The following is a 23,711-nucleotide window of genomic DNA, read 5'->3' on the forward strand; positions in this document are numbered from 1 at the left end:
CAACAGCTGTACGGCATGGCCGGTCGCATCGGGCACGCCACAGGACGTGCGCACCCGCCAGGAACGGGCGGCATTATACATGGCATGTCCTACTGCAAAGAGGGCTATTTCCACAGGTTGCAACGTGATGACAGGCGAAATCAACAGCCTTGGCCCGCAGGCCCTGGCCAACCCCCAGGCGCGCAGCGCGGCGATGACCGGCGAACTGCTCAAGCTGCTGCAACCCCAGCCTGCCCTGCTCGCCCCGGGCGAGACCGCGCAGGCGCAGGTACTGTCGTTGCGCCAGGTCGGTCAGGACTTCCAACTGCTGCTGCAACTGACCCAGACCAACGGGCGCCAGACTACCGTGCAGACCAGCGCCAGCCAGCCCCTGCCCCAGGGCAGCGAGCTGACGGTCAGCCAGCCCAATGCCGGCAACCTGAGCATCACCGTGCAGCAGGCCATCGCGCGCAACGTAGCCACCCTCACCCAGCTCGACACCCGCCAGTTGCCGCCGGGCACCCTGCTGCAGGGCAAGGTGCTGACCACCCAGGCGCTGCCCCAGGCCGCCGGGCAGCCGGCCTTGTTCCGCTCGTTGGTGACCCTGCTCAACACCGCCCAGGCCGGCGCCACCCTGAACATCGACAGCCCTCGGCCACTGGCGCTGGGCAGCCTGCTCAGCGCACGGGTACAGGGTGAACAGTCGATCAGCTTCGTGCCCCTGAGCGGGCGCCAGGAACAACTGGCGATCACCCAGCACCTTAGCGCGCAGCTGAGCCGCCAGGCCTCGCTGCCGGGCCTGCTCGCCAGCCTGCAACAGATGAGCGCCGAGCAGCGCCTGCCGGCCGATGTGCGGGCCAGCGTGAGCACCCTGCTGGCCAGCCTGCCGGACATGGAACAGCTCGGCACGGCCAAGGGCCTGGCCCAGGCCCTGAACAACAGCGGCGCGTTTCTGGAAGCCAAGCTGCTGGCTGGCGCCCCCGCCGCCCTCGCCCCCGACCTCAAGGCCCAGGTGATCCGGCTGGTGGCGCAGTTGCTGCCCGGCCTCCCCGGCAGCACCCAGTTCAACCCGGCCGTGGCTGCCAGCACCCTGGCCCAGGTGCTGCCGGGCATGGTGCGCAACGCCCTGGGCATGCTCGGCCAGGTAAGCCCGCGCCCGGCCCCGGGAAGCTTTCCGCTGCCCTCGCGGTTGCTGCAAAGTGGCGACGAAGAAGGCGACCTGGAACACCTGCTGCGCCTGGCAGCGGCAGCCATTTCACGCCTGCAGAGCCACCAGCTCGCTGGCCTGGAGCAAACCCGCACCACCGCCGACGGCAACCTGCAGACCACCTGGCAACTGGAGATACCGGTGCGCAACGGTCAGGAGTTCATGCCGCTGCAAGTGAAGCTGCAGCGCGAGGAAACCCCCGAGCAGCAGGCCGACCCGGAACGCGAACAGCGCGACCCGCTGGAGATGCTCTGGCGCGTGGAGCTGGCATTCGACCTCAGCCCGCTGGGGCCCTTGCAGGTGCAGGCGCAGATCAGCCAGGGCAACCTGTCCAGCCAGCTGTGGGCGGAGCTGCCGAGCACCGCGCAACTGATCGACAGCCAGCTCGGCAAGCTGCGCGCGCGGTTGGTGGAGCGCGGGCTCAACGTCGGTGAACTGCTGTGCCATCACGGTACGCCGCCACAGGGGCCGCGTACGCATCTGGAACAACGCTGGGTGGATGAAAACGCATGAGCCAGACCCCGCCACGTCAGGCCATTGCCCTGACCTACGACGGCCAGCAGGCCCCGACCTTGAGCGCCAAGGGCGACGACGAGCTGGCCGAGGCGATCCTGGCCATTGCCCGCGAACACGAAGTGCCGATCTACGAGAATGCCGAGCTGGTACGCCTGCTGGCGCGCATGGAGCTGGGCGATCAGATCCCGGAGGCGCTGTACCTGACCATCGCCGAGATCATCGCCTTCGCCTGGCAGCTCAAGGGCCAGGTGCCGGAGGGGTTCGTGGACAACGCCCCGCAGGAGCGCGACATTACCCCGAACCTGTACAGCCTGCCTGCGCCGGACTGACGCCGCGCAGGCCGGGTGCCTTGCATCAGCTGCGGTGCAGTTTGCTCATCAGCTCGGCTTCGGCCTGGGTCAGGCCGCAGGACTGGGTCAGCTCGTCGACGCTGGCGCCCATGCCCACCAGCCGCGCCGCCTGGGCGAACGACAGGCTGTTGGGGTCGCGCTGCTCCAGTTGCATCAGCTTGTCCGGCAACGGCGCCACCACGGCGCGCAGCTCGTGCAACGCGTCGCCCATGCGCACCGTACCGTTCTGGTAATCGTCCACACGCTTGGCCAGGTCCTTGATGCGCTGGTCACGCAGCGCATCGCCCTGAGCCTGCTGCGAGGCCAGCTCGCGCTGGCGCTTGCTGTAGCCGTAGAACAGCCACAGGCTGAGGATCCAGACCAGCGCCAGAAATATGACAGCACCCTCGAGAATCAACTCAGATATTCTCCAGCTCGGACCACTCTTCCTCGGTCATCATCTTGTCCAGCTCGACCAGGATCAGCAGTTCGTTGTTCTTGTTGCACACACCCTGGATGAACTTGGCCGATTCCTCGTTGCCGACATTCGGCGCGGTCTCGATCTCCGACTGACGCAGGTACACGACCTCGGCCACGCTATCGACCAGGATGCCGACCACCTGCTTGTCCGCCTCGATGATCACGATACGGCTGTTGTCGGAGATTTCGGCAGACATCAGGCCGAAGCGCTGGCGCGTGTCGATCACGGTCACCACATTGCCGCGCAGGTTGATGATGCCCAGCACATAGCTCGGCGCGCCCGGCACCGGAGCGATTTCGGTGTAGCGCAGCACTTCCTGGACCTGCATCACGTTGATGCCGTAGGACTCGTTGTCCAGCTTGAACGTTACCCACTGCAGAATCGGATCGTCGGAACCCTGCGCAGTCATGTTTTTCATTCCCCTAACCCTCAAAAGCCGTTCTCGGCGGTGTACTCAGTGCGGTCGCGGCAGTTGCGACCGATTATTTATGCGTACCGTGCATCTGCTTGACGGCGCCGCTGGCGATCAGCTCGGCCAGCTCGGCGACATCCAGCAGCGCGCACATGTGTTCGATGACCGTACCGGCAAGCCACGGGCGCTGCCCACGCTGGCTACGCCACTTGATCTCGCTCGGGTCCAGGCGCAGCGAGCGGCTGACCTGATGCACCGCCAGCCCCCACTCGTAGCCCTGTACCGAAATAACGTATTGCAGCCCCTGGCGGAAGTCGTCGCGGTAGCGGTCGGGCATGACCCAACGCGCCGTGTCGAGCACCTTCAGGTTGCCCGCCTGGCTGGGCAGGATGCCCAGGAACCACTCGGGCTGGCCGAACAGCGGCGTGAGCTCCTGGCCGGCCAGCGAGTAGATCGAGCCCAGACACACCAGCGGCACCGCCAGGGTCAGCCCGGCAACGTCGAACAGCAGGCATTCGAACGGCTCGGCGGCCCAGGCCGGGCGACCGTCTCCCGTCAACGGCGGCACCGGCTGGTCCGGTGCTGCGGGCAGGTGCACCTGCACCAGCGGCTCGACCGGGGTCGGCACGTCGGCGATGACCGGGGCGACCACCGGGGCCGCCTCCACCACCTTGGCCACCACCGGTGGCGCCATCACCGGCATGACCAGCCGCGTAGGCTCGGCGAATGCCGGCACCGCGGTCTTGAGCCGGGCGTCACGGGCCTGTTCTTCGAGCACGGCGGCCTGGAACTCGTCGATCGCTTCAGGCGCCGTGACGACCACCGGGGCCGGGGCCACTGCGACGCGTTCGGCCACCGCCAGGGGCAATGGCTGCAGCTCTTCGGTGGCCTCCTGCAACAGGCCGTCCAGGTACGACTGCAAGGCCAGTTGAGGCTTTATGGTGACCTGCTGCGGGCTGTTCATCAGGCCACCTGCGCAACGGCATTCTGCGCCAGCAGATGCTTGAGCAATGCCCGGTAGGCAATCACGCCACGGCTCCTGCCATCGAACTGCGACGGCGTGAGCCCGGCACGGCTGGCGTCGCGCAGGCGCGTATCGACCGGAATGTAGCCCTGCCAGATGGTGTCGGGATAAGCGTCGCGCAGCACCCGCAGGGTGCCCATCGAGGCCTGGGTGCGGCGGTCGAACAGGGTCGGCACGATGTGGTACGGCAAGGCCTGCTTGCGCGAGCGATTGACCATGCTCAGCGTGCTGACCATGCGCTCGAGGCCTTTCACCGCCAGGTATTCGGTCTGCACCGGGATCACCAGTTGCTGGCTGGCAGCCAGCGCATTGACCATCAGAACGCCCAGCAACGGCGGGCTGTCGATGATCGCGTAGTCGAAATCCTGCCACAGCTGCGCCAGACTCTTGGCGATCACCAGGCCCAGGCCACTCTGGCCCGGGGACTGACGCTCGAGCACCGCCAGGGCGGTGCTCGAAGGCAGCAGCGAGATGCGCTCGTCGCTGGTGGGCAGCAACAGCTGGCCCGGCAGCCCTTCGGGCACCGTGCCCTTGTGCAGGAACAGGTCGTAGCTGCTGTGCTCGAGGGTGTCCGGGTTGTGACCGAAGTAGCTGGTCATGGACCCGTGCGGGTCGAGGTCGACCACGACCACACGCTTGCCCGCCTCGGCCAGCAGGCCGGCCAGGGCGATGGATGTGGTGGTCTTGCCGACACCACCTTTTTGATTGGCTACTGCCCAGACTCTCATTGCGCTGCTTCCTCCCGGTCGGGTCGGACCCTGCCGGGATCGATTAAAGGGTCGACGACGGGGAATTGACGGGATTGCGCCCGGCCGTCGGTGCTACGGCTGGCGGTGCAGTTTGTGTGCCAGCACGCTTGAGCGCCGCATCGGGTGTGGCATTGGCGCTGCCGGTACCGGTCAGGCTGCGGCGCACCTCCAGATTGCGCGAGATCACCAGCACCACCCTGCGGTTCTGCGCGCGCCCTTCAGGGCTGGCATTGCTGGCGATGGGCTGGAACTCGCCGTAGCCCACAGAAGCCATGCGTGCCGGGTTGACCCCTTCCATCGCCAGCAGGCGCACGATGCTCGCCGCCCGTGCCGACGACAGCTCCCAGTTGGTCGGGTACTGCGCCGTGCGGATCGGCTGGTCATCGGTGAAGCCTTCGACGTGCACCGGGTTGGCGAACGGCTTGATGATGTGCGCCACCTTGTCGATGATGTCGAACGCCTTGTCGCTGGGCATGGCATCGCCACTGCCGAACAACAGGGAGGAATTGAGCTCGATCTCGATCCACAGTTCGTTGCCGCGCACGGTCATCTGGTCGGACTTGATCAGGTCGCCAAAGGCATCGCGCACATCGTCGGCGATGGTCTGCAGCGGGTCGCTGGAGCTTTGCCCCAGGCCCGCATCGACCTGCTCGCTGTCCTTGATCAGCGGTTCGGCCGGCTTGACGCTGAGGGGGCGCTCGTCGCCTATCGGAATCGGCTTCATGCTGCGCTCGGGGTCGTTGAACACGCCGATCAGCGCCTGCGAGATGACCTTGTACTTGCCCTCGTTGATCGAGGAAATCGAATACATGACCACGAAGAAGGCGAACAGCAAGGTGATGAAGTCGGCATACGACACCAGCCAGCGTTCGTGGTTTTCATGTTCCTCGGGTTGACGACGACGGGCCATGGCTTACTCCATGAAGCCCTGAAGCTTCAGTTCGATTGAACGTGGGTTCTCGCCTTCGGCAATCGACAGCAAGCCTTCCAGGAGCATTTCGCGATAGCGCGACTGGCGCATGGCCAGGGCCTTGAGCTTGTTGGCGATCGGCAACAGGATCAGGTTGGCACTGGCCACGCCGTAGATGGTGGCCACGAACGCCACGGCGATACCGCTGCCCAGCTGGGTCGGGTCGGCCAGGTTGCCCATCACGTGGATCAGGCCCATCACCGCGCCGATGATGCCGATGGTCGGCGCATAGCCGCCCATGCTCTCGAACACCTTGGCGGCCTGGATGTCACGGCTTTCCTGGGTGTAGAAATCCACCTCGAGGATGCTGCGGATGGCTTCGGGCTCGGCGCCGTCGACCAGCAGCTGCAGGCCCTTGCGGGCATACGGGTCGGGCTCGGCATCGGCCACGCCCTCAAGGCCCAGCAGGCCTTCCTTGCGTGCGGTGAGGCTCCAGTTGACCACCCGGTCGATACCGCCGGCCAGGTCGACCCGCGGCGGGAAGAGGATCCAGCGCACGATCTGCAGGGCGCGCTTGAACGCGCTCATGGGGGCCTGCAGCAGCGAGGCCGCCAGCGTCCCGCCGATCACGCTCAGCGCCGCCGGGCCATTGATCAGCGCCGACAGATGGCCGCCTTCGAGGTAGTTGCCGCCAACGATGGCGACGAACGCCAGGATGATCCCGATAAGGCTCAACACGTCCATCAGATGCACGCCTCTACCAGGTGCCGGCCGATCTCGTCCAGGCCGTACACCGCATCGGCCAGGTTGGCCTTGGCAATGGCCATGGGCATGCCATAGATCACGCAGCTGGCTTCGTCCTGGGCCCACACCTGGCTGCCGCCCTGCTTGAGCAGGCGCGCGCCTTCGCGGCCATCGGCGCCCATGCCGGTCAGCACCACGGCCAGCACCTTGTCGCCATACGACTTGGCCGCCGAACCGAAGGTGATGTCCACGCAGGGCTTGTAGTTGAGGCGTTCGTCACCCGGCAGGATCTTCACCGTGCCGCGCCCGTCGACCATCATCTGCTTGCCGCCCGGTGCCAGCAGGGCCAGGCCGGGGCGCAGCACGTCGCCGTCCTCGGCTTCCTTGACGCTGATGCGGCACAGCTTGTCCAGGCGCTCGGCGAAGGCCTTGGTGAAGGCCGCCGGCATGTGCTGGATCAGCACGATCGGCGCCGGGAAGTTGGCCGGCAGCTGGGTCAGCACGCGCTGCAGCGCCACCGGACCACCGGTGGAGGTACCGATGGCCAGCAGCTTGTAGGCCTTGCGCTTGGGCGCCGGCGAGCTGGGTGCAGCGGCCCGCGCAGGGGCTTGCGGGGCAACCGGGGCGGCGCGCATGGACGCTGCCGGGACGCTGCTGCCGGCGCTGTGCGACGGTGCAGCCGCTGCGGCCGGTGCCGGGCTGGCATAGCTGCTGAAACGGCGGTTGCTGCGCGAAATGGTATGCACCTTTTCGCACAGCATCTGCTTGACCTTCTCGGGGTTGCGCGAGATGTCCTCGAAGTTCTTCGGCAGGTAGTCCACCGCACCGGCGTCCAGTGCGTCGAGGGTGACGCGGGCGCCTTCGTGGGTGAGCGAGGAGAACATCAGGACAGGCGTGGGGCAGCGCTGCATGATATGACGCACGGCGGTGATGCCATCCATCATGGGCATTTCATAGTCCATGGTGATGACGTCGGGCTTGAGCGACAGCGCCTGATCGATCGCTTCCTTGCCGTTGGTCGCGGTACCGACCACCTGGATAGTCGGGTCCGCTGAAAGAATTTCCGAGACACGGCGGCGGAAAAAACCGGAATCATCCACCACCAGGACCTTGACTACCATAAACACTCCATTACGGGGCGCGGCCACCTGGCCACGCCACCGGGATCAGATACGCCGAGCGGCGTAACGCTTGAGCATGCTCGGCACGTCGAGGATCAGCGCAATGCGCCCGTCACCGGTAATGGTGGCGCCCGACATGCCCGGGGTGCCCTGCAGCATCTTGCCCAACGGCTTGATGACCACCTCTTCCTGGCCCACCAGCTGGTCGACCACGAAGCCGATGCGCTGGGTACCCACCGACAGGATCACCACGTGGCCTTCACGCTGCTCCTCGTGGGCTGCCGAGCTGACCAGCCAGCGCTTGAGGTAGAACAGCGGCAAGGCCTTGTCACGCACGATCACCACTTCCTGGCCGTCGACCACGTTGGTGCGCGACAGGTCCAGGTGGAAAATCTCGTTGACGTTCACCAGCGGGAAGGCGAAGGCCTGGTTGCCGAGCATCACCATCAGGGTCGGCATGATCGCCAGGGTCAGCGGCACCTTGATGACGATCTTCGAGCCCTGGCCCTTGGTCGAGTAGATGTTGATCGAGCCGTTGAGCTGGGAAATCTTGGTCTTGACCACGTCCATGCCCACGCCGCGACCGGACACGTCGGAGATCTCGGTCTTGGTCGAGAAGCCCGGGGCGAAGATCAGGTTGTAGCAGTCGCTTTCGCTGAGGCGATCGGCGGCGTCCTTGTCCATCACCCCGCGCTTGACCGCAATGGCGCGCAGGACATTGGCATCCATGCCCTTGCCGTCATCGGAGATCGACAGCAGGATGTGGTCGCCTTCCTGTTCGGCAGCGAGGATCACCTTGCCATTGCGCGACTTGCCGGCGGCTTCGCGCTCTTCCGGGGTTTCCACGCCATGGTCGACGGCGTTGCGCACCAAGTGCACCAGCGGGTCGGCCAGGGCCTCGACGAGGTTCTTGTCCAGGTCGGTCTCTTCGCCGACCAGCTCCAGGTTGATCTCTTTCTTGAGCTGGCGGGCCAGGTCGCGAACCAGACGCGGGAAGCGCCCGAAGACCTTCTTGATCGGCTGCATGCGGGTCTTCATCACCGCGGTCTGCAGGTCGGCGGTTACCACGTCCAGGTTCGAGACGGCCTTGGACATGGCTTCATCGCCGCTGTTCAGGCCCAGGCGCACCAGGCGGTTACGCACCAGCACCAGTTCGCCGACCATGTTCATGATCTCGTCCAGGCGCGCGGTGTCGACCCGCACGGTGGTCTCGGCCTCGCTGGCCGGATGCTTGTCGGCAGCGGGAGCCGCCTGACGGGCCGGCGCGGGGGCGGGTGCCTTGGCCGGTGCCGGTGCCGGTGCAGCGGCTGCCGCTGCGGGCTTGGCCGCCGGCTGGGCCGCAACCGTCGCCGCAGCAGCAGGCGCGCTGGCAGCGCCGGCGCCGCTGACGGCGTCGGGCGCGAACTTGCCCTTGCCGTGCAACTCGTCGAGCAGGGCCTCGAATTCGTGTTCGGAAATATGGTCACCCGCCGCTGCGGGTGCGGCAGCGGCCGGTGCGGCGGCCGCTACAGCGCCGGGCAGTGCATCGGCGGCAAAGGTGCCCTTGCCGTGCAACTGGTCCAGCAGTGCTTCGAATTCATCGTCGGTAATATCGCCGCTGGGCGCCGCGTCCGCGCCAGGTGCAGCAGCAGATGCCGCCGCCACGCTGTCGGGGGCGAACTGGCCCTTGCCATGCAACTGGTCCAGCAACGACTCGAACTCGGCGTCGGTGATTTCATCGCTGGCAGCGTCCACGGCCACCGGCTCGGGCGCCTCGGCCTGGGCCTTGGCGGCATTGAGCGAGTCGAGCAACTGCTCGAACTCGCTGTCGGTGATATCACCCCCGCTCGCCTCGGCCTCAGGCTCCGGCTCGGCAACCGCCGCCACCGGCGCAGGCGCCGCCGCTTCGGCACCGGCAGGTTCGGCCAGGCGCGCCAGGGCGGCCAGCAATTCCGGAGTGGCTGCGGTGATGTCGGTGCGCTCGCGCACCTGGCCGAACATGCTGTTGACGGTGTCCAGGGCTTCCAGGACCACGTCCATCAGTTCGGCGTCCACACGTCGTTCACCCTTGCGCAGGATGTCGAAGACGTTTTCGGCGATGTGGCAGCACTCCACCAGCTCATTGAGCTGGAGGAAGCCGGCGCCCCCTTTTACAGTGTGAAAACCGCGAAAAATTGCATTGAGCAGGTCGGCATCATCCGGGCGGCTTTCCAGCTCGACCAGTTGCTCGGACAGTTGCTCAAGAATTTCGCCGGCTTCTACCAGAAAATCCTGGAGGATTTCTTCATCGGCGCCGAAGCTCATTAAACGTGCTCCCTAAAAACCCAGGCTGGACAGCAGATCGTCGACATCGTCCTGACCGGACACAACGTCTTCACGTTTATCGGCATGAATCTGTGGTCCTTCACCCCGAGTCGGATGTTTTTCTTGATCTTTTTCGGCACGCAGCTGGTCGTGGTCATGCTCGATGCCGGCGAACCGGTCGACCTGACTCGCCATCAACACGAGCTTCAGAAGATTGCTTTCTACTTCGGTGACCAGTGCCGTGACGCGCTTGATCACCTGGCCGGTCAGGTCTTGGTAGTCCTGAGCCAGAAGAATGTCGTTGAGATGGCCGGCGACCTTGCGGTTGCCCTCGGCGCTGTGCGTCAGGAAACTGTCGACGCGCTTGACCAGCTCGCGAAACTCCGGAGCCTCGACTTCGCGGCGCATGAAGCGCTGCCAGTCGCCACTCAGGCTGGCCGCCTCGGCACTGAGGTCATTGAGTACCGGCGTGCTTGCCTCCACCAGGTCCATGGTGCGGTTGGCAGCGCCCTCGGTCAGCTTGACCACATACGACAGGCGTTCGGTGGCGTCGGTAATCTGCGAGACTTCCTCGGCCTGCGGCATGTGCGGATCGATCTGGAAACTGACGATCGCACTGTGCAGCTCGCGGGTAAGCTTGCCGACTTCCTGGTACAGGCCAAGGTCACGGGTCTGGTTCAGCTGATGGATCAGTTGCACCGCGTCGCCGAACCTGCCTTTTTCAAGGCTGCTGACCAGCTCCTGGGCATGTTTCTTCAGAGTCGACTCGAAGTCGTCCAAAGATGATCTTTTTTGCTCCATAAGCGCCCCCGTGGCGTACCTCAGCTATTGACGCGCTCGAAGATCTTTTCGATCTTTTCTTTCAGCACCTGGGCGGTGAACGGTTTGACCACATAGCCGTTGACGCCCGCCTGGGCGGCTTCGATGATCTGTTCGCGTTTGGCTTCGGCCGTCACCATCAGCACCGGCAGGTGCTTGAGGCGTTCATCCAGACGTACCTTGCGCAGCAGGTCGATACCGGACATGCCGGGCATGTTCCAGTCGGTCACCAGGAAATCGAAGTGACCGCTTTCGAGCATCGGCAACGCGGTGTTGCCGTCGTCGGCTTCCTGGGTATTGGTAAAGCCCAGGTCACGCAACAGGTTCTTGATGATCCGCCGCATCGTCGAAAAATCGTCGACGATGAGGATTTTCATGTCTTTGTTCAATTAGACCTCCAAGCAGTCTTTAACGCGCTCAGCGCTGAACGCGCATTCAATCAATTCGGGCACTACATTTCACGACTGTATGGAACGGCTGCTCAACGCGCCCGCCATTCCCCCAGGCGACCGCGCAAGCGTGCGGCGCACTGGCTGTGCAACTGGCTGACACGCGACTCGCTGACCCCCAGCACCTCGCCGATTTCCTTGAGGTTCAGCTCTTCGTCGTAGTACAGCGCCAGCACCAGGCGCTCGCGCTCGGGCAGGTTGGCGATTGCATCCGCCAGGGCTGCCTGAAAGCGCTCGTCTTCCAGATCGCGCGATGGCTCGAGCTGGGCACTGGCGCCGTCCTCGTGCAGGCCTTCATGTTCGCCGTCCTGCAACAGGTCGTCGAAACTGAACAGGCGACTGCCCAAGGTATCGTTCAAAATCCCGTAATAATCATCGAGACTCAATTGAAGTTCGGCAGCAACCTCGTGATCTTTAGCATCACGACCGGTTTTTGCTTCAATTGCACGAATCGCGTCACTCACCATGCGGGTATTGCGGTGTACCGAACGCGGCGCCCAATCCCCCTTGCGCACCTCGTCGAGCATGGCCCCACGGATGCGGATACCGGCATAGGTCTCGAAACTGGCACCCTTGCTGGAGTCGTACTTGTTGGAGACCTCGAGCAGGCCGATCATGCCGGCCTGGATCAGGTCTTCCACCTGCACACTGGCTGGCAGACGCGCCAGCAGGTGATAGGCAATGCGCTTGACCAAGGGTGCGTACCGCTCGATCAGCTCGTACTGGGCATCACGCGAAGCCTTGCTGTACATCCGATAGCCGCTTGCACTCATAGCACTGGTCCCGCACTGGTCGGTTGCACCAGCCGTTCGACGAAGAACTCCAGATGACCACGCGGGTTGGCAGGCAACGGCCAGCTATCGACCTTCTGAGCAATGGCCTTGAAGGCCAGCGCGCACTTGGAACGCGGAAAGGCTTCGTAGACTGCTCGCTGCTTCTGCACTGCCTTGCGGACACATTCGTCGTAGGGCACAGCACCGACGTATTGTAAGGCGACATCCAGGAAGCGATCCGTGACCTTGGTCAATTTGGCGAACAGATTGCGACCTTCCTGAGGGCTTTGTGCCATGTTGGCCAGCACCCGGAAACGGTTCATGCCGTAATCGCGGTTCAGCAGCTTGATCAGGGCATAGGCGTCAGTGATGGACGTGGGCTCGTCGCACACCACCAGCAGCACTTCCTGGGCCGCGCGCACGAAGCTGACGACCGAATCGCCGATGCCGGCCGCGGTGTCGATGACCAGCACGTCGAGGTTGTCGCCGATCTCGCTGAACGCCTGGATCAGCCCGGCATGCTGGGCCGGCGCCAGGTGCACCATGCTCTGGGTGCCGGAGGCCGCAGGCACGATGCGTACCCCGCCAGGCCCCGGCAGCAGCACGTCGCGCAGCTCGCAGCGGCCCTCGATGACATCGGCCAGTGTGCGTTTGGGGGTCAGGCCGAGCAAGACGTCGACGTTGGCCAGGCCCAGGTCGGCGTCCAGCAGCATGACCCGACGGCCAAGCTCAGCCAGCGCCAATGACAAGTTCACTGACACGTTGGTCTTGCCGACGCCACCTTTGCCGCCTGTCACGGCGATCACCTGTACGGGATGCATGCTGCCCATGTTTGTTCTTTACCTTGTCTTACTTAGACCGAGGCCACATGACTGGCTGCGCTTTCAACACCTGAAAAATGCCTGGCAGACCATTGATGTAGGTACTTTGCAACGTATACACATTTACCTCAGCCGACACGCTTGCCGTCGCTGTGGTACAGATCGGCGAACATGTCGGCCATGGCCTCTTCGCTGGGATCGTCCTGCATTTGTACACTGACCGCGCGACTGACCAGATGGTGCCGGCGCGGCAAGTGCAGATCGTCCGGAATGCGCGGCCCATCGGTCAGATAGGCCACCGGCAACTCATGCGTGATGGCCAGGCTCAGCACCTCGCCCAGGCACGCCGTTTCGTCGAGCTTGGTCAGGATGCAACCGGCCAGCCCGCAGCGCTTGTAGCTGTGGTAGGCAGCGGTCAGCACCTGCTTCTGGCTGGTGGTGGCCAGCACCAGGTAATTCTTGGCCTGGATGCCGCGCCCGGCCAGGGTTTCGAGCTGCATGCGCAGTGCCGGGTCGCTGGCCTGCAGGCCGGCGGTATCGATCAGCACCACGCGCTTGCGCAGCAGAGGGTCCAGGGCCTGGGCCAGCGACTGGCCGGGGTCGACGTGGGTCACCGACACATTCAGGATGCGCCCCAGGGTCTTGAGTTGTTCCTGGGCGCCGATGCGAAAGCTGTCCATGCTCACCAGCGCGATGTTCTGCGCGCCGTACTTGAGCACATAGCGCGCCGCCAGCTTGGCCAGGGTGGTGGTCTTGCCCATGCCGGCCGGGCCGACCATGGCGATCACGCCGCCCTCTTCGATCGGCTCGATTTCCGGCACCTGGATCATGCGGGCCAGGTGCGCCAGCAGCATGCGCCAGGCCTGGCGGGGCTCTTCGATGTCGGCAGTGATGTCCAGCACCTCGCGGGCCAGCGGCCCGGCGATGCCGATGCGCTGCAGGCGGCGCCAGAGGTTGGCCTGGTGCGGCTTGCTGCCCTGCAGCTGGGTCCAGGCCAGCGAGCCGAGCTGCACTTCGAGCAGCTCGCGCAGGCCCGAGAGCTCCGAACGCATGGAATCGAACAGGCGCTGATCGACCGGCGCCGGGGCCGCTGCCTGAGGCCGCACGGGGGCCTCGACCTGCGGCTCTACCAGCGGCTCGGAGGCGGTCAGCGGCAGGCCGGCGAACAACTGGCGGTTGCCCTCCTCGCCTTCGACCCGGCTGCTGAGCTCGGCCTGCGCGGTGACGATGCGCGACTGGGTCTTGCGCAGTTCGTCCTCGAGCTCGACGTTCGGCACCCGCGGCGCAAGCGCGGACAGCTTGTAGTCCAGCGCCGCCGTCAGCTCGACACCGCCAGCAATCCGTCGGTTGCCGATGATGGCGGCCTCTGCCCCCAGCTCATCACGAACCAGCTTCATGGCCTGACGCATATCAGCGGCGAAAAAACGCTTAACTTGCATATCCCACTACCTCAGCCGTTGGGGCCTACTGTGGCAACGATGGTAACTTGCTTGTTGTCAGGTATTTCCTGATACGCCAAAACATGCAAATTCGGTACAGCCAGGCGGCCAAAACGCGACAGCATCTGTCGAACGGGTCCTGCGACCAGCAGGATTGCAGGTTGCCCTTGCATCTCCTGACGCTGGGCGGCCTCGATCAACGAACGCTGAAGCTTTTCGGCCATGCTCGGCTCAAGAAGAACACCATCTTCCTGACCCTGCCCGGCCCTTTGCAAACTATTGAGCAAAATCTGTTCCAACCTTGGCTCAAGCGTGATCACAGGCAGCTCGGACTCAGTTCCTACAATGCTTTGCACGATTGCGCGGCTCAATCCTACGCGCACCGAAGCCACCAGCGCGGCGGTATCTTGACTCTTGGCGGCATTGTTGGCGATGGCTTCGGCAATGGTGCGGATGTCGCGCACCGGCACCTGCTCGGCCAGCAACGCCTGCAGCACCTTGAGCAGACCGGACAGCGGCAGCACCCCCGGTACCAGTTCCTCGGCCAGCTTGGGCGAGCCCTTGGCCAGGACCTGCAGCAGTTGCTGTACCTCTTCGTGACCGATCAGCTCGTGGCAATGCTTGTAGAGGATCTGGTTGAGGTGGGTGGCGACCACGGTGCTCGCGTCCACCACGGTGTAGCCCAGCGATTGCGCCTGGCTGCGCTGGGCCACATCGATCCACACTGCCTCCAGGCCGAAGGCCGGGTCCCTGGCGGCGATGCCGTTGAGGTTGCCGAACACCTGCCCCGGGTTGATCGCCAGTTCGCGGTCGGGGTAGATCTCGGCCTCGGCCAGGATCACCCCCATCAGCGTCAGGCGGTAGGCGCTGGGGGCCAGGTCGAGGTTGTCGCGGATGTGCACGGTGGGCATCAGGAAGCCCAGGTCCTGGGACAGCTTCTTGCGTACCCCCTTGATCCGCGCCAGCAACTGCCCACCCTGGTTGCGGTCCACCAGCGGGATCAGCCGGTAGCCGACTTCCAGGCCGATCATGTCGATCGGGGTAACGTCGTCCCAGCCCAGCTCCTTGGTTTCCTGAGCACGCTGCGGCGACGGCAGCAGGTCCTGCTGGCGCTGCACTTCCTGCTGTGCCTTGACCTTGGCCTGGTTCTGCTTGCGCCACACCAGGTAGGCGCCGCCCGCGGCCATCAGGCCGAGGCTGAGGAATGCCACGTGCGGCATGCCCGGCACCAGCCCCATGACGATCATCAGGCCACCGGACACGGCTAGCGCCTTGGGCGAATCGAACATCTGCCGGTTGATCTGCTTGCCCATTTCCTCGGAGCCCGAGGCACGGGTAACCATGATCGCGGCGGCGGTGGACAGCAGCAGCGAAGGCAACTGCGCCACCAAACCGTCACCGATGGTGAGCAGCGCATACACGCGACCGGCGTCGCCGAAGGTCATGCCGTGCTGGAAGATACCCACGGCCATGCCGCCGATCAGGTTGATGAACAGGATCAGCAGGCCGGCGATGGCGTCACCGCGCACGAACTTGCTGGCACCGTCCATCGAACCGTAGAACTCGGCCTCCTGGGCCACTTCGGTACGCCGTGCCTTGGCCTGGGCCTGGTCGATCAGGCCGGCGTTGAGGTCGGCGTCGATGGCCATCTGCTTGCCGGGCATGGCGTCGAGGGTGAAGCGCGCGCTCACCTCGGAAATGCGCCCGGCCCCCTTGGTCACCACCACGAAGTTGATGATCATGAGGATCGCGAACACCACGATACCGACCACGTAGTTGCCGCCGATCACCACCTCGCCGAAGGCCTGGATCACCTTGCCCGCGGCTTCGTGGCCGTCGTGGCCGTGGAGCATCACCACCCGAGTGGACGCCACGTTCAGCGCCAGGCGCAGCAGCGTGGCCACCAGCAGGATGGTCGGAAACACGGCGAAATCCAGCGGGCGCAAGGCGTACACGCACACCAGCAGCACGACGATGGACAGGGCGATGTTGAAGGTGAAGAACACGTCGAGCAGGAACGGCGGGATCGGCAACATCATCATTGCCAACATCACCAGCAGCAACAGCGGCACCCCCAGGTTGCCCCGGCCGAGCCCGGACAGGTTGCTACGGGCGCTGTTGATTAACTGAGAGCGATCCACCGATATTCCTCTTCAAGCAAACTTTTGACGCCATGCGGGCGCTTGGCGCTGCTATTGCAAGAAGCTTTCCAACTTTGGATCAGTGACGCGACCTTCGCCGACACTGCCGGCTCCTGCAGCGAAGGGGCCGGCACCTCGGCGCCGACGGGAAGAGCTCAAACGGTTCAGGAATCGCGGCGCAGGTCCGGCGGAATCGGCAGATCCTTGAGCGGCTCCGGCGCCTTGCCCTTGCCCGCCCGGTGCTGGCGAATCTGGTACACGTAGGCCAGCACCTGGGCCACGGCCAGGTACAGGCCGGCCGGGATCTCTTCCTCGAGCTCGGTGGAGTAGAAGATCGAACGCGCCAGCTCCGGCGATTCCAGAACCTGGATGTTGTGGGCATTGGCGATTTCGCGAATCTTCAGCGCCAGGAAATCGGTGCCCTTGGCCAGCAGCGTCGGCGCATTGCCCTTCTCGGGGTCGTACTTGAGCGCCACCGCATAGTGGGTCGGGTTGGTGATGATCACGTCGGCATCGGGGATCGCCGCCATCATGCGCCGCTGCGACATCTCGCGCTGCAGCTGGCGAATACGCTGCTTGACCTCCGGCTTGCCCTCGCTGTTCTTGTACTCGTCGCGCACCTCCTGCTTGGTCATCAGCAGCTTCTTGTGCGACTGGTACAGCTGCAACGGCACGTCCACCAGGGCAATCAGCAACAGGCCGGCGGCCATCCACAGGGCACTCCAGCCCACCACCTGCACGCTGTGGATGATCGCCTGCTCCAGCGGCTCGTTGGCAATGGCCAGCAGGTCGTCACGGTCCGACGACAACACCACCAGCGCCACGATCAGGATCACGAAGAACTTCGCCAGGGCCTTGAGCAGCTCGGTCAGTGCGTTCAGGGAAAACATGCGCTTGATCCCCGACAGCGGGTTCATGCGGCTGAACTTGGGCGCCAGGGTGCCGCCGGCAAACAGCCAGCCACCCAGCGAAATCGGCCCGATGAAGGCCACGATCAGCGCCACCAGCAATACCGGCTGCAGCGCCATCAGGGCCATCTTGCCCGAGGCCAGCAAGAAGGTGCCCATCGAGCGCTCGTCGATCAGCGTGTCGCGCGACAGGGTGAAGTTGATGCGCATGATGTCCATCAGCACTTCGGCCAGGCCACCACCGAACACCAACAGGCCACCGGCCCCGGCCAGGGTCACCACCACCGTGTTGAGCTCCTTGGAACGGGCGATCTCGCCCTTCTCGCGGGCGTCCTTCTTCTTTTTCTCCGTGGGGTCTTCTGTCTTGTCCTGACCGCTTTCGCTCTCTGCCATGCTCAGCTCGCCCTCGCCAGCTCACGCAGCCACTGCAGGGCCTCGGAGGCCAGCGCCTGGTAATGGGAAAGGATGTCGGCCAGGACAACCCAGAAAATCCCGAGCCCCAGCACCAGGGTCAACGGGAAACCGATGGAGAAGATGTTCAGCTGCGGCGCTGCACGGGTCATCACGCCGAAGGCGATGTTCACCACCAGCAGCGCGGTGATCGCCGGCAGCACCAGCAGCAGCGCCGCGCCCAGCACCCAGCTCAGCCGCCCGACCAGGTCCCAGTAGTGGTTGACCATCAGGCCGGTGCCCACCGGCAAGGTGGTGAAGCTCTCGGTGATCACCTCGAACACCACCAGGTGCCCGTTCATCGACAGGAACAGCAGCGTCACCAGCATGCTCAGGAACTGGCTGACCACCGCCACGTTGACGCCGTTGACCGGGTCGACCATGGAAGCGAAGGCCATGCCCATCTGGATGGCCACCACCTGCCCGGCCACTACGAATATCTGGAAGAACAGCTGCAGCGACAGGCCGAATACCGCACCGATGAGGATCTGCTCGGCAATCAGCAGCAGCCCGCTGAGCGACAGCGGATTGACTTCGGGCATCGGCGGCAGGCCCGGCACCACCACCACGGTGATCGCCAGGGCCAGGTACAGGCGGATGCGCCCCGGCACCATCTTGGTCCCGATGATGGGCATGGTCATCAGCACGGCGGCAATGCGAAACAGCGGCAGGATGAAGCTCGCCACCCAGGTGGCGATCTGCGCATCGGTCAACTGGAGCATCGCGCGCTCAGCCGATCAACTGGGGAATGCTGCCGTACAACGACAGGATGTATTCCATGAACTTCTGCACCAGCCAGGGCCCGGCCACGATCAGCGTGATCAGCATCACCAGCAGGCGCGGCAGGAAGCTCAGGGTCTGTTCGTTGATCTGGGTGGCGGCCTGGAACATGGCCACCATCAGGCCCACCAGCAGGCTCGGCACCACCAGCACAGCCACGATCATGGTGGTCAGCCACAGCGCATCGCGGAACAGGTCGACAGCAACTTCTGGGGTCATGTTGTTCTCCTCGGCGCGCTAGACGCCACCGAAACTGCCGGCCAGGGTACCCATGATCAACGCCCAGCCATCCACCAGCACGAACAGCATGATCTTGAACGGCAGGGAGATGATCAGCGGCGACAGCATCATCATACCCATGGCCATCAGCACACTGGCCACCACCAGGTCGATGATCAGGAACGGGATGAAGATCATGAAGCCGATCTGGAACGCGGTCTTGAGTTCGGAGGTGACGAAGGCCGGTACCAGGATGGTCAACGGCGCCTCGTCCGGCGTGGCGATATCGGTACGCTTGGACAGGCGCATGAACAGGTCGAGATCGCTCTCGCGGGTCTGCGCCAGCATGAAGTCCTTGAGCGGCACCTGGGCCTTGGCCACCGCGTCCTGGGCCGACAGGGTCTCGGCCAGGTACGGCTGCAGGGCATCCTTGTTCACCCGGTCGAATACCGGCGCCATGATGAACAGGGTCAGGAACAGCGCCATGCCGGTGAGGATCTGGTTCGACGGCGTCTGCTGCAGGCCCAGGGCCTGGCGCAGGATCGAGAACACGATGATGATCCGGGTGAAGCTGGTCATCAGGATCACGAACGCCGGAATGAAGCTCAGCGCCGTCATGATCAGCAGGATCTGCAAGCTGACCGAGTACTCCTGTTGCCCATCCGCCCCGTTGGACAGGGTGATCGCCGGAATCGACAGCGGGTCGGCGGCTAGGGCCAGCGGCGCTGCGAACATCAGCAGCAGGGTCAACAGCATGCGCAATGCGCCCATCACGACTTGTCCTTTTGATCCTTGCCCAGCAGCTCCATCAGGCGCTGGGCGAATTCGGGCGTAGCCTGGCGGGCGCTGGCCGGTACCTGCACCGGCTCGGCCAGCACATGCAACGCGGTAAGGCTGCCCGGCGTATGACCGATCAGTATCTGTTCGTTGCCCACCTGCACCAGCAGCAGCCGATCACGCGGGCCGACCACGCGCGTGCCGACGATCTCGATGACCTGCTGGCCACGCGGCGTCACGTTCTGCACCCGGCGCAGCAGCCAGGCGAGAAAGAAGATCAGGCCCAGCACCAGCAACAACCCCAGCACCAGACGGCCCAACTGCCCGCTGGCACTGCCGGCTGCTGCCGTGGTCGCCGCGGCTGTCGTGGCCGCGGGCTGTGCCGCCAGTGCCAGGTCGAGCCAGAGCAGGCCGACCCCGGTCAGCCCCGCTTGCAGAAGACGCTTCACTCAGCGCAGCTTCTTGATGCGTTCGCTCGGGCTGATCACGTCGGTCAGGCGGATGCCGAACTTCTCGTTCACCACCACCACCTCGCCGTGCGCGATCAGGGTGCCGTTGACCAGCACGTCCAGCGGCTCGCCGGCCAGGCGGTCCAGCTCGATCACCGAACCCTGGTTCAGTTGCAGCAGGTTGCGGATGTTGATTTCGGTGCTGCCCACTTCCATCGAGATGCTCACCGGAATATCCAGGATCACGTCCAGGTTCGGGCCGTCCAGGGTCACTGCATCGTTGCCCTTGGGCGAGCTGCCGAATTCTTCCATCGGCAGGCGGTTGGGCGAGCCGGCACTGCTGCCGCCGTCAGCCGCCAACAACGCGTCGATGTCGGACTGGCCGGCGTCGCCGGTCTCGCTCAGGGCTGCTGCCCACTCATCGGCCAGGGCCTGGTCTTCCATGGAGGTGATATCGTTTTCGTCAGCCATCTTGTCCTCGACGGGGCAATCAATTCAGTGTTAAAGCCAGGGTACCGATCAGCGGCGCTCGATCGGCTCGGTTACTTGCAATGCCAGCGTGCCCTTGTGCGAGCCCAACTTGGCCTTGAACGACGGTACGCCATTGGCGCGCAGTACCAGCTCGTCCGGCAGTTCGACCGGGATCACATCACCCGGCTGCATGTGCAGGATGTCGCGCAGGCGCAGCTCGCGGCGTGCCACGGTGGCGCTGATCGGCACGCTGACGTCCAGCACGTCTTCGCGCAGGGCCTTGATCCAGCGTTCGTCCTGGTCGTCCAGGTCGGACTGGAAGCCCGCGTCGAGCATTTCGCGCACCGGCTCGATCATCGAGTAGGGCATGGTCACGTGCAGGTCGCCGCCACCGCCATCGAGTTCGATGTGGAAGGTGGACACCACCACCGCCTCGCTCGGGCCGACGATGTTGGCCATGGCCGGGTTGACCTCCGAGTTGATGTACTCGAAGTTGACCGGCATGATCGCCTGCCAGGCTTCCTTGAGGTCGACGAAGCACTGGTCCAGCACCATGCGCACCACGCGCAATTCGGTGGGCGTGAACTCGCGACCCTCGATCTTGGCGTGACGACCGTCACCGCCGAAGAAATTGTCCACCAGCTTGAACACCAGCTTGGCATCGAGGATGAACAGCGAGGTGCCGCGCAACGGCTTGATCTTCACCAGGTTGAGGCTGGTGGGCACGTACAGCGAGTGCACGTACTCACCGAACTTCATCACCTGCACGCCCCCCACTGCCACATCCGCCGAGCGGCGCAGCAGGTTGAACATGCTCACGCGGGTATACCGGGCGAAACGTTCGTTGATCATTTCCAGGGTCGGCATGCGCCCGCGCACGATCCGGTCCTGGCTGGTCAGGTCGTAGCTCTTGATGCTGCCGGGGTCGGCGCCGCTATCGGTTTGCACCAGCCCGTCGTCGACGCCGTGCAGCAGGGCATCGATCTCATCCTGGGACAGCAGGTCCTGCATGGCCATCTTGGGCTCCTACTGCAATACGAAATTGGTGAACAGCAACTGGTCGATCACCAGCTTGCCGACTTCTTTCTGGGCCACTTCCTGCACGCTGGCGGTGGCCTTCTGGCGCAGCATCTCCTGGCCGACCGGGGTCGCCAGGGAGTCGAACGGCTGGCCGGAGAAGAGCATCACCAGGTTGTTGCGGATCACCGGCATGTGCACTTTCAGCGCATCCAGCGCAGCCTGGTCGCGCCCCTGCATGGTGATGCTCACCTGCATGTAGCGCTGACGACCGTTCTGGTTGAAGTTGACGACGAAGGCTGGCGCCAGCGGCTCGTAGATGGCCGCAGGCCTGACGTTGCTGACGGTTGCCGGGTCGACCTGAGGTTTGCTGTCGCCCCTTTGCAGGAAGAACCAGGTGGCGCCCACCGACAAGCCGATGGCCAGCAGCAATGCCAGCACCAGCAGCAGGATCAGCTTGAGTTTGCCTTTTACGGCGGGGTCTTTCACTGCTTCGCTCTTCGCCATGCCAATAATCCGTCACTCACAAGAGGTTTGTCCCACATGGCGAGGGTTGAGCAAGTGTTATGCCAGATTTGCGGGCCACACCGGCCCGATTGAGGAAGGCGACGAACGCAGGGGCAGATTCATCCGTGAAGGGCTGGGCAGCCGCCCCGCAACGCCCAGCCCTACCCGTGCAATCAGGCGTAGAAATCGACCGCGCTGGACCCCAGCACCACCGGTCGCTCCACCGGCTGGGCCGCCGCGTCGGCGTCGGCCTCTTCGCCGCCCGCGCCTTCATTGCGACGCGCGGCCACGCCGCTGAGCTTCGAGGTGCCGTCCTGCGAGCCCTGCTGCTGCTCGCGGGACTGGTCGGCCACGTTCACGTCAGGTTGCGCCAGGCCCTGTTCGGCGAACATTTCCTTGAGCCGGCTGGCCTGGTTTTCCAGCGCTTCGCGCACCACCACGTTGCCACTGGTGAAGGTGATCTGCGCCTGCTGCTCGGGTGTCATGTGCACGCGAATGTCCAAGCGCCCCAGCTCGGCTGGCTCCAGCTTGATTTCAGCCGACTTCAGGTTCTGGCTGGACAGGTACATCACGCGATTGACCAGGCCTTCGGTCCAGCCACCCTGGTGCATCGCCAGCGGCTGGTTCAGCGGCATCGCCACCGGCACCGCATTGGCGGTCTTGGGCGTCGCAGCCTGGGTCAGCGCGCTGAGGCGCTCGGCAAAGTCATCGACACGGGTATCGCTGGAGGCGCCCTTGAGGTCCTTAAGGCCGTCATCGAGCAGGTTGCTGAAGCCCTTCTCGCCCGGCTCGCTGTCGCCCGGATCGGCCTGACGCGGGTCGAGCATGGCCGCCAGGGTATTGACGGCAGGCTGGCCCTGGGTGGCTTCGGGTTGCGCCGTGGTCGGCTTGCTGGCATGGGCAGAGGTGGTGCCCTGGGCCTGGGCGTTCTGCTCCAGGGCCAGGCGCAATGCCGGCAGGTCCTCGAGCACGTCGCCGGCCGGGTCGAAAGCGGGTTCTTCCGGGGCCGGTGGCTGCGGCGCGACGGCCGGGGCCTGCACCTGGGCCTGCAACTGTGCGGCAGCCGCCTGCACCACTGGGGCCACCGCTTCGGCCTGAGCCTGGATCAGCTGTGCACCGGCCTGGGCGTCAGTAACCTGACCCGCCACCAGGCTCGAATCGAGCAGTTGAAGGTCATCGGCAACTGGCGTCGACTCGTCCGATACCGGCTTCTGTTCAGGCAATGAATTGCCGCTGTCGGCAACAGTGCGCTCCTGATCGGTCGCCGTCTTGCCGGCATTTGCCGCCCCGGCTGCAACGCCCGCCTTGTCGGCATTGGGCACATCCGCCTTGGCCGGCAGCTTGTCGCGGGACTGATCGGCATACACCTTGGAGAAGCCCGCAGCCTTGTCATTGGCGACCTGGGGCACCTTTTCGGGCGCTGGCGCAGCCGTGCGCGAGGCCTTGGCCACGGCGGACGGTTGCAGCAGCGGGTTTGAAGCGACAGGCATGGGAAGGGTCTCCACTACAGAAGCGCGAACTTGAATAGCGAAGAGACTGCAAGAGTCGCGCCAGGTTTGCGCTACACAGGATGCCTGACCGCCTGCGGCGACACGCGCTCCAACTCGGCGACATAGAAGGGACGCACTTCGAGGTACTCGCACCTGATCTGGCTGATCAGGTCCTCGATGCCGTGTGCCGGCTGCTCCATCACGCGCACTTCCAGCTGCCGACACAACTCGGCCAGGTCGGTGGCGCCCATGTTGCTGCAGCTACCCTTGAAACTGTGGGCAGCCTCACTCAGCTGCCGGGGGGAGCGGGCGTCGCGCAGTTGCACCATGCGCTTTTCGCAATCGGCCAGGAAGGTCTCCAGCAACTCGGCATACTGGCTACCCATGACCTCCCGCAACTCGCCCACTACCTTGTTATCGATACGCTGATCGGACACTTGCTCACT

The 23,711-nt window shown here is 64.5% G+C and carries 26 protein-coding genes; 2 read left to right on the forward strand and 24 right to left on the reverse strand.

Annotation, left to right across the window (positions count from 1 at the left end; all coding sequences use genetic code 11):
- The first annotated feature begins 127 nt into the window (after positions 1 to 127).
- Entirely contained in the window at positions 128 to 1,699 is a 1,572-nt protein-coding gene (fliK, locus tag MF6396_RS10675) for a flagellar hook-length control protein FliK (RefSeq protein ID WP_078480273.1), read from the forward strand.
- Positions 1,696 to 2,031, forward strand: coding sequence for an EscU/YscU/HrcU family type III secretion system export apparatus switch protein (locus MF6396_RS10680; protein WP_043861835.1), 336 nt, complete (start codon positions 1,696 to 1,698; stop codon positions 2,029 to 2,031). The genes fliK and MF6396_RS10680 overlap by 4 nt, the downstream gene beginning before the upstream one ends.
- 25 nt (positions 2,032 to 2,056) lie before the next feature.
- On the opposite strand, the gene MF6396_RS10685 is transcribed toward MF6396_RS10680, so the two are convergent.
- The 24 genes from MF6396_RS10685 to MF6396_RS10800 all read right to left on the reverse strand — a co-directional run bounded on the left by MF6396_RS10685 (position 2,057) and on the right by MF6396_RS10800 (position 23,702).
- A complete protein-coding gene (locus MF6396_RS10685) occupies positions 2,057 to 2,449 on the reverse strand; it encodes a DUF2802 domain-containing protein (protein WP_043861834.1) in 393 nt (130 codons plus the stop codon).
- A gap of 1 nt (position 2,450) precedes the next feature.
- Positions 2,451 to 2,930: a chemotaxis protein CheW gene (locus MF6396_RS10690; protein ID WP_043861833.1), complete on the reverse strand. Its 480-nt coding sequence runs from the start codon at positions 2,928 to 2,930 to the stop codon at positions 2,451 to 2,453.
- A 64-nt stretch (positions 2,931 to 2,994) separates the two neighbouring features.
- A complete protein-coding gene (locus MF6396_RS10695) occupies positions 2,995 to 3,888 on the reverse strand; it encodes a CheW domain-containing protein (RefSeq protein WP_078480274.1) in 894 nt (297 codons plus the stop codon).
- Positions 3,888 to 4,676 carry a ParA family protein gene (locus MF6396_RS10700; RefSeq protein ID WP_078480275.1) on the reverse strand — a complete coding sequence of 263 codons (789 nt, stop codon included), beginning with the start codon at positions 4,674 to 4,676 and terminating at the stop codon, positions 3,888 to 3,890. Before MF6396_RS10700 ends, MF6396_RS10695 begins: the two co-directional genes overlap by 1 nt.
- A gap of 43 nt (positions 4,677 to 4,719) precedes the next feature.
- Complete coding sequence (gene motD, locus MF6396_RS10705) at positions 4,720 to 5,607, reverse strand: flagellar motor protein MotD (RefSeq protein ID WP_043861830.1); 888 nt, start codon at positions 5,605 to 5,607, stop codon at positions 4,720 to 4,722.
- A 3-nt stretch (positions 5,608 to 5,610) separates the two neighbouring features.
- A complete protein-coding gene (locus MF6396_RS10710) occupies positions 5,611 to 6,351 on the reverse strand; it encodes a flagellar motor protein (protein ID WP_078480276.1) in 741 nt (246 codons plus the stop codon).
- On the reverse strand, positions 6,351 to 7,472 hold the full coding sequence (locus MF6396_RS10715) for a protein-glutamate methylesterase/protein-glutamine glutaminase (RefSeq protein WP_078480277.1): 1,122 nt from the start codon (positions 7,470 to 7,472) through the stop codon (positions 6,351 to 6,353). Before MF6396_RS10715 ends, MF6396_RS10710 begins: the two co-directional genes overlap by 1 nt.
- A gap of 45 nt (positions 7,473 to 7,517) precedes the next feature.
- Complete coding sequence (locus tag MF6396_RS10720; protein ID WP_078480278.1) at positions 7,518 to 9,755, reverse strand: chemotaxis protein CheA; 2,238 nt, start codon at positions 9,753 to 9,755, stop codon at positions 7,518 to 7,520.
- 12 nt (positions 9,756 to 9,767) lie between these two features.
- Positions 9,768 to 10,556 (reverse strand): protein phosphatase CheZ, encoded by a 789-nt coding sequence (locus MF6396_RS10725; RefSeq protein WP_043861826.1) that lies wholly within the window; start codon positions 10,554 to 10,556, stop codon positions 9,768 to 9,770.
- Positions 10,557 to 10,576: 20 nt separating this feature from the next.
- A complete protein-coding gene (locus MF6396_RS10730; protein WP_043861825.1) occupies positions 10,577 to 10,951 on the reverse strand; it encodes a chemotaxis response regulator CheY in 375 nt (124 codons plus the stop codon).
- A gap of 104 nt (positions 10,952 to 11,055) precedes the next feature.
- A complete protein-coding gene (gene fliA / locus MF6396_RS10735; RefSeq protein WP_043861824.1) occupies positions 11,056 to 11,796 on the reverse strand; it encodes an RNA polymerase sigma factor FliA in 741 nt (246 codons plus the stop codon).
- Positions 11,793 to 12,626 (reverse strand): flagellar synthesis regulator FleN, encoded by an 834-nt coding sequence (gene fleN, locus MF6396_RS10740; protein WP_054915624.1) that lies wholly within the window; start codon positions 12,624 to 12,626, stop codon positions 11,793 to 11,795. Before fleN ends, fliA begins: the two co-directional genes overlap by 4 nt.
- Before the next feature lie 119 nt (positions 12,627 to 12,745).
- On the reverse strand, positions 12,746 to 14,056 hold the full coding sequence (gene flhF, locus MF6396_RS10745) for a flagellar biosynthesis protein FlhF (protein ID WP_043861822.1): 1,311 nt from the start codon (positions 14,054 to 14,056) through the stop codon (positions 12,746 to 12,748).
- An 11-nt stretch (positions 14,057 to 14,067) separates the two neighbouring features.
- Entirely contained in the window at positions 14,068 to 16,197 is a 2,130-nt protein-coding gene (gene flhA / locus MF6396_RS10750; RefSeq protein ID WP_043861821.1) for a flagellar biosynthesis protein FlhA, read from the reverse strand.
- Between the two features lie 164 nt (positions 16,198 to 16,361).
- Positions 16,362 to 17,498, reverse strand: a complete 1,137-nt coding sequence (gene flhB, locus MF6396_RS10755; protein ID WP_054915626.1) for a flagellar biosynthesis protein FlhB — start codon at positions 17,496 to 17,498, stop codon at positions 16,362 to 16,364.
- Positions 17,499 to 17,500: 2 nt separating this feature from the next.
- Positions 17,501 to 18,277, reverse strand: a complete 777-nt coding sequence (fliR, locus tag MF6396_RS10760; RefSeq protein ID WP_054915627.1) for a flagellar biosynthetic protein FliR — start codon at positions 18,275 to 18,277, stop codon at positions 17,501 to 17,503.
- Between the two features lie 7 nt (positions 18,278 to 18,284).
- Positions 18,285 to 18,554, reverse strand: coding sequence for a flagellar biosynthesis protein FliQ (gene fliQ / locus MF6396_RS10765; RefSeq protein ID WP_043861818.1), 270 nt, complete (start codon positions 18,552 to 18,554; stop codon positions 18,285 to 18,287).
- Between the two features lie 18 nt (positions 18,555 to 18,572).
- Positions 18,573 to 19,325 carry a flagellar type III secretion system pore protein FliP gene (fliP, locus tag MF6396_RS10770; protein ID WP_054915628.1) on the reverse strand — a complete coding sequence of 251 codons (753 nt, stop codon included), beginning with the start codon at positions 19,323 to 19,325 and terminating at the stop codon, positions 18,573 to 18,575.
- A complete protein-coding gene (gene fliO, locus MF6396_RS10775; protein ID WP_370409109.1) occupies positions 19,325 to 19,756 on the reverse strand; it encodes a flagellar biosynthetic protein FliO in 432 nt (143 codons plus the stop codon). The genes fliP and fliO overlap by 1 nt, the downstream gene beginning before the upstream one ends.
- A gap of 24 nt (positions 19,757 to 19,780) precedes the next feature.
- Positions 19,781 to 20,251, reverse strand: coding sequence for a flagellar motor switch protein FliN (gene fliN, locus MF6396_RS10780; protein WP_043861815.1), 471 nt, complete (start codon positions 20,249 to 20,251; stop codon positions 19,781 to 19,783).
- A 48-nt stretch (positions 20,252 to 20,299) separates the two neighbouring features.
- Entirely contained in the window at positions 20,300 to 21,268 is a 969-nt protein-coding gene (fliM, locus tag MF6396_RS10785) for a flagellar motor switch protein FliM (protein WP_043861814.1), read from the reverse strand.
- A 9-nt stretch (positions 21,269 to 21,277) separates the two neighbouring features.
- Entirely contained in the window at positions 21,278 to 21,775 is a 498-nt protein-coding gene (fliL, locus tag MF6396_RS10790) for a flagellar basal body-associated protein FliL (RefSeq protein ID WP_054915630.1), read from the reverse strand.
- 173 nt (positions 21,776 to 21,948) lie between these two features.
- Positions 21,949 to 23,265, reverse strand: coding sequence for a flagellar hook-length control protein FliK (locus tag MF6396_RS10795; RefSeq protein WP_043861812.1), 1,317 nt, complete (start codon positions 23,263 to 23,265; stop codon positions 21,949 to 21,951).
- Between the two features lie 71 nt (positions 23,266 to 23,336).
- On the reverse strand, positions 23,337 to 23,702 hold the full coding sequence (locus tag MF6396_RS10800) for an Hpt domain-containing protein (protein WP_078480280.1): 366 nt from the start codon (positions 23,700 to 23,702) through the stop codon (positions 23,337 to 23,339).
- Between the last annotated feature and the right edge of the window lie 9 nt (positions 23,703 to 23,711).

The sequence above is a fragment of the Pseudomonas sp. MF6396 genome, assembly GCF_002018915.1.
Lineage (GTDB): Bacteria > Pseudomonadota > Gammaproteobacteria > Pseudomonadales > Pseudomonadaceae > Aquipseudomonas > Aquipseudomonas palmensis.

Bases quoted from the DNA above. Each gene is read 5' to 3' on its own strand.
- fliK (WP_078480273.1), top strand. From the start codon at position 128: ATGACAGGCGAAATCAACAGCCTTGGCCCGCAGGCCCTGGCCAACCCC.
- MF6396_RS10680 (WP_043861835.1), top strand. From the start codon at position 1,696: ATGAGCCAGACCCCGCCACGTCAGGCCATTGCCCTGACCTACGACGGC.
- MF6396_RS10690 (WP_043861833.1), bottom strand. From the start codon at position 2,930: ATGAAAAACATGACTGCGCAGGGTTCCGACGATCCGATTCTGCAGTGG.
- MF6396_RS10695 (WP_078480274.1), bottom strand. From the start codon at position 3,888: ATGAACAGCCCGCAGCAGGTCACCATAAAGCCTCAACTGGCCTTGCAG.
- MF6396_RS10700 (WP_078480275.1), bottom strand. From the start codon at position 4,676: ATGAGAGTCTGGGCAGTAGCCAATCAAAAAGGTGGTGTCGGCAAGACC.
- motD (WP_043861830.1), bottom strand. From the start codon at position 5,607: ATGGCCCGTCGTCGTCAACCCGAGGAACATGAAAACCACGAACGCTGG.
- MF6396_RS10710 (WP_078480276.1), bottom strand. From the start codon at position 6,351: ATGGACGTGTTGAGCCTTATCGGGATCATCCTGGCGTTCGTCGCCATC.
- MF6396_RS10715 (WP_078480277.1), bottom strand. From the start codon at position 7,472: ATGGTAGTCAAGGTCCTGGTGGTGGATGATTCCGGTTTTTTCCGCCGC.
- MF6396_RS10720 (WP_078480278.1), bottom strand. From the start codon at position 9,755: ATGAGCTTCGGCGCCGATGAAGAAATCCTCCAGGATTTTCTGGTAGAA.
- MF6396_RS10725 (WP_043861826.1), bottom strand. From the start codon at position 10,556: ATGGAGCAAAAAAGATCATCTTTGGACGACTTCGAGTCGACTCTGAAG.
- MF6396_RS10730 (WP_043861825.1), bottom strand. From the start codon at position 10,951: ATGAAAATCCTCATCGTCGACGATTTTTCGACGATGCGGCGGATCATC.
- fliA (WP_043861824.1), bottom strand. From the start codon at position 11,796: ATGAGTGCAAGCGGCTATCGGATGTACAGCAAGGCTTCGCGTGATGCC.
- fleN (WP_054915624.1), bottom strand. From the start codon at position 12,626: ATGGGCAGCATGCATCCCGTACAGGTGATCGCCGTGACAGGCGGCAAA.
- flhF (WP_043861822.1), bottom strand. From the start codon at position 14,056: ATGCAAGTTAAGCGTTTTTTCGCCGCTGATATGCGTCAGGCCATGAAG.
- flhB (WP_054915626.1), bottom strand. From the start codon at position 17,498: ATGGCAGAGAGCGAAAGCGGTCAGGACAAGACAGAAGACCCCACGGAG.
- fliR (WP_054915627.1), bottom strand. From the start codon at position 18,277: ATGCTCCAGTTGACCGATGCGCAGATCGCCACCTGGGTGGCGAGCTTC.
- fliQ (WP_043861818.1), bottom strand. From the start codon at position 18,554: ATGACCCCAGAAGTTGCTGTCGACCTGTTCCGCGATGCGCTGTGGCTG.
- fliP (WP_054915628.1), bottom strand. From the start codon at position 19,325: ATGGGCGCATTGCGCATGCTGTTGACCCTGCTGCTGATGTTCGCAGCG.
- fliN (WP_043861815.1), bottom strand. From the start codon at position 20,251: ATGGCTGACGAAAACGATATCACCTCCATGGAAGACCAGGCCCTGGCC.
- fliM (WP_043861814.1), bottom strand. From the start codon at position 21,268: ATGGCCATGCAGGACCTGCTGTCCCAGGATGAGATCGATGCCCTGCTG.
- fliL (WP_054915630.1), bottom strand. From the start codon at position 21,775: ATGGCGAAGAGCGAAGCAGTGAAAGACCCCGCCGTAAAAGGCAAACTC.
- MF6396_RS10795 (WP_043861812.1), bottom strand. From the start codon at position 23,265: ATGCCTGTCGCTTCAAACCCGCTGCTGCAACCGTCCGCCGTGGCCAAG.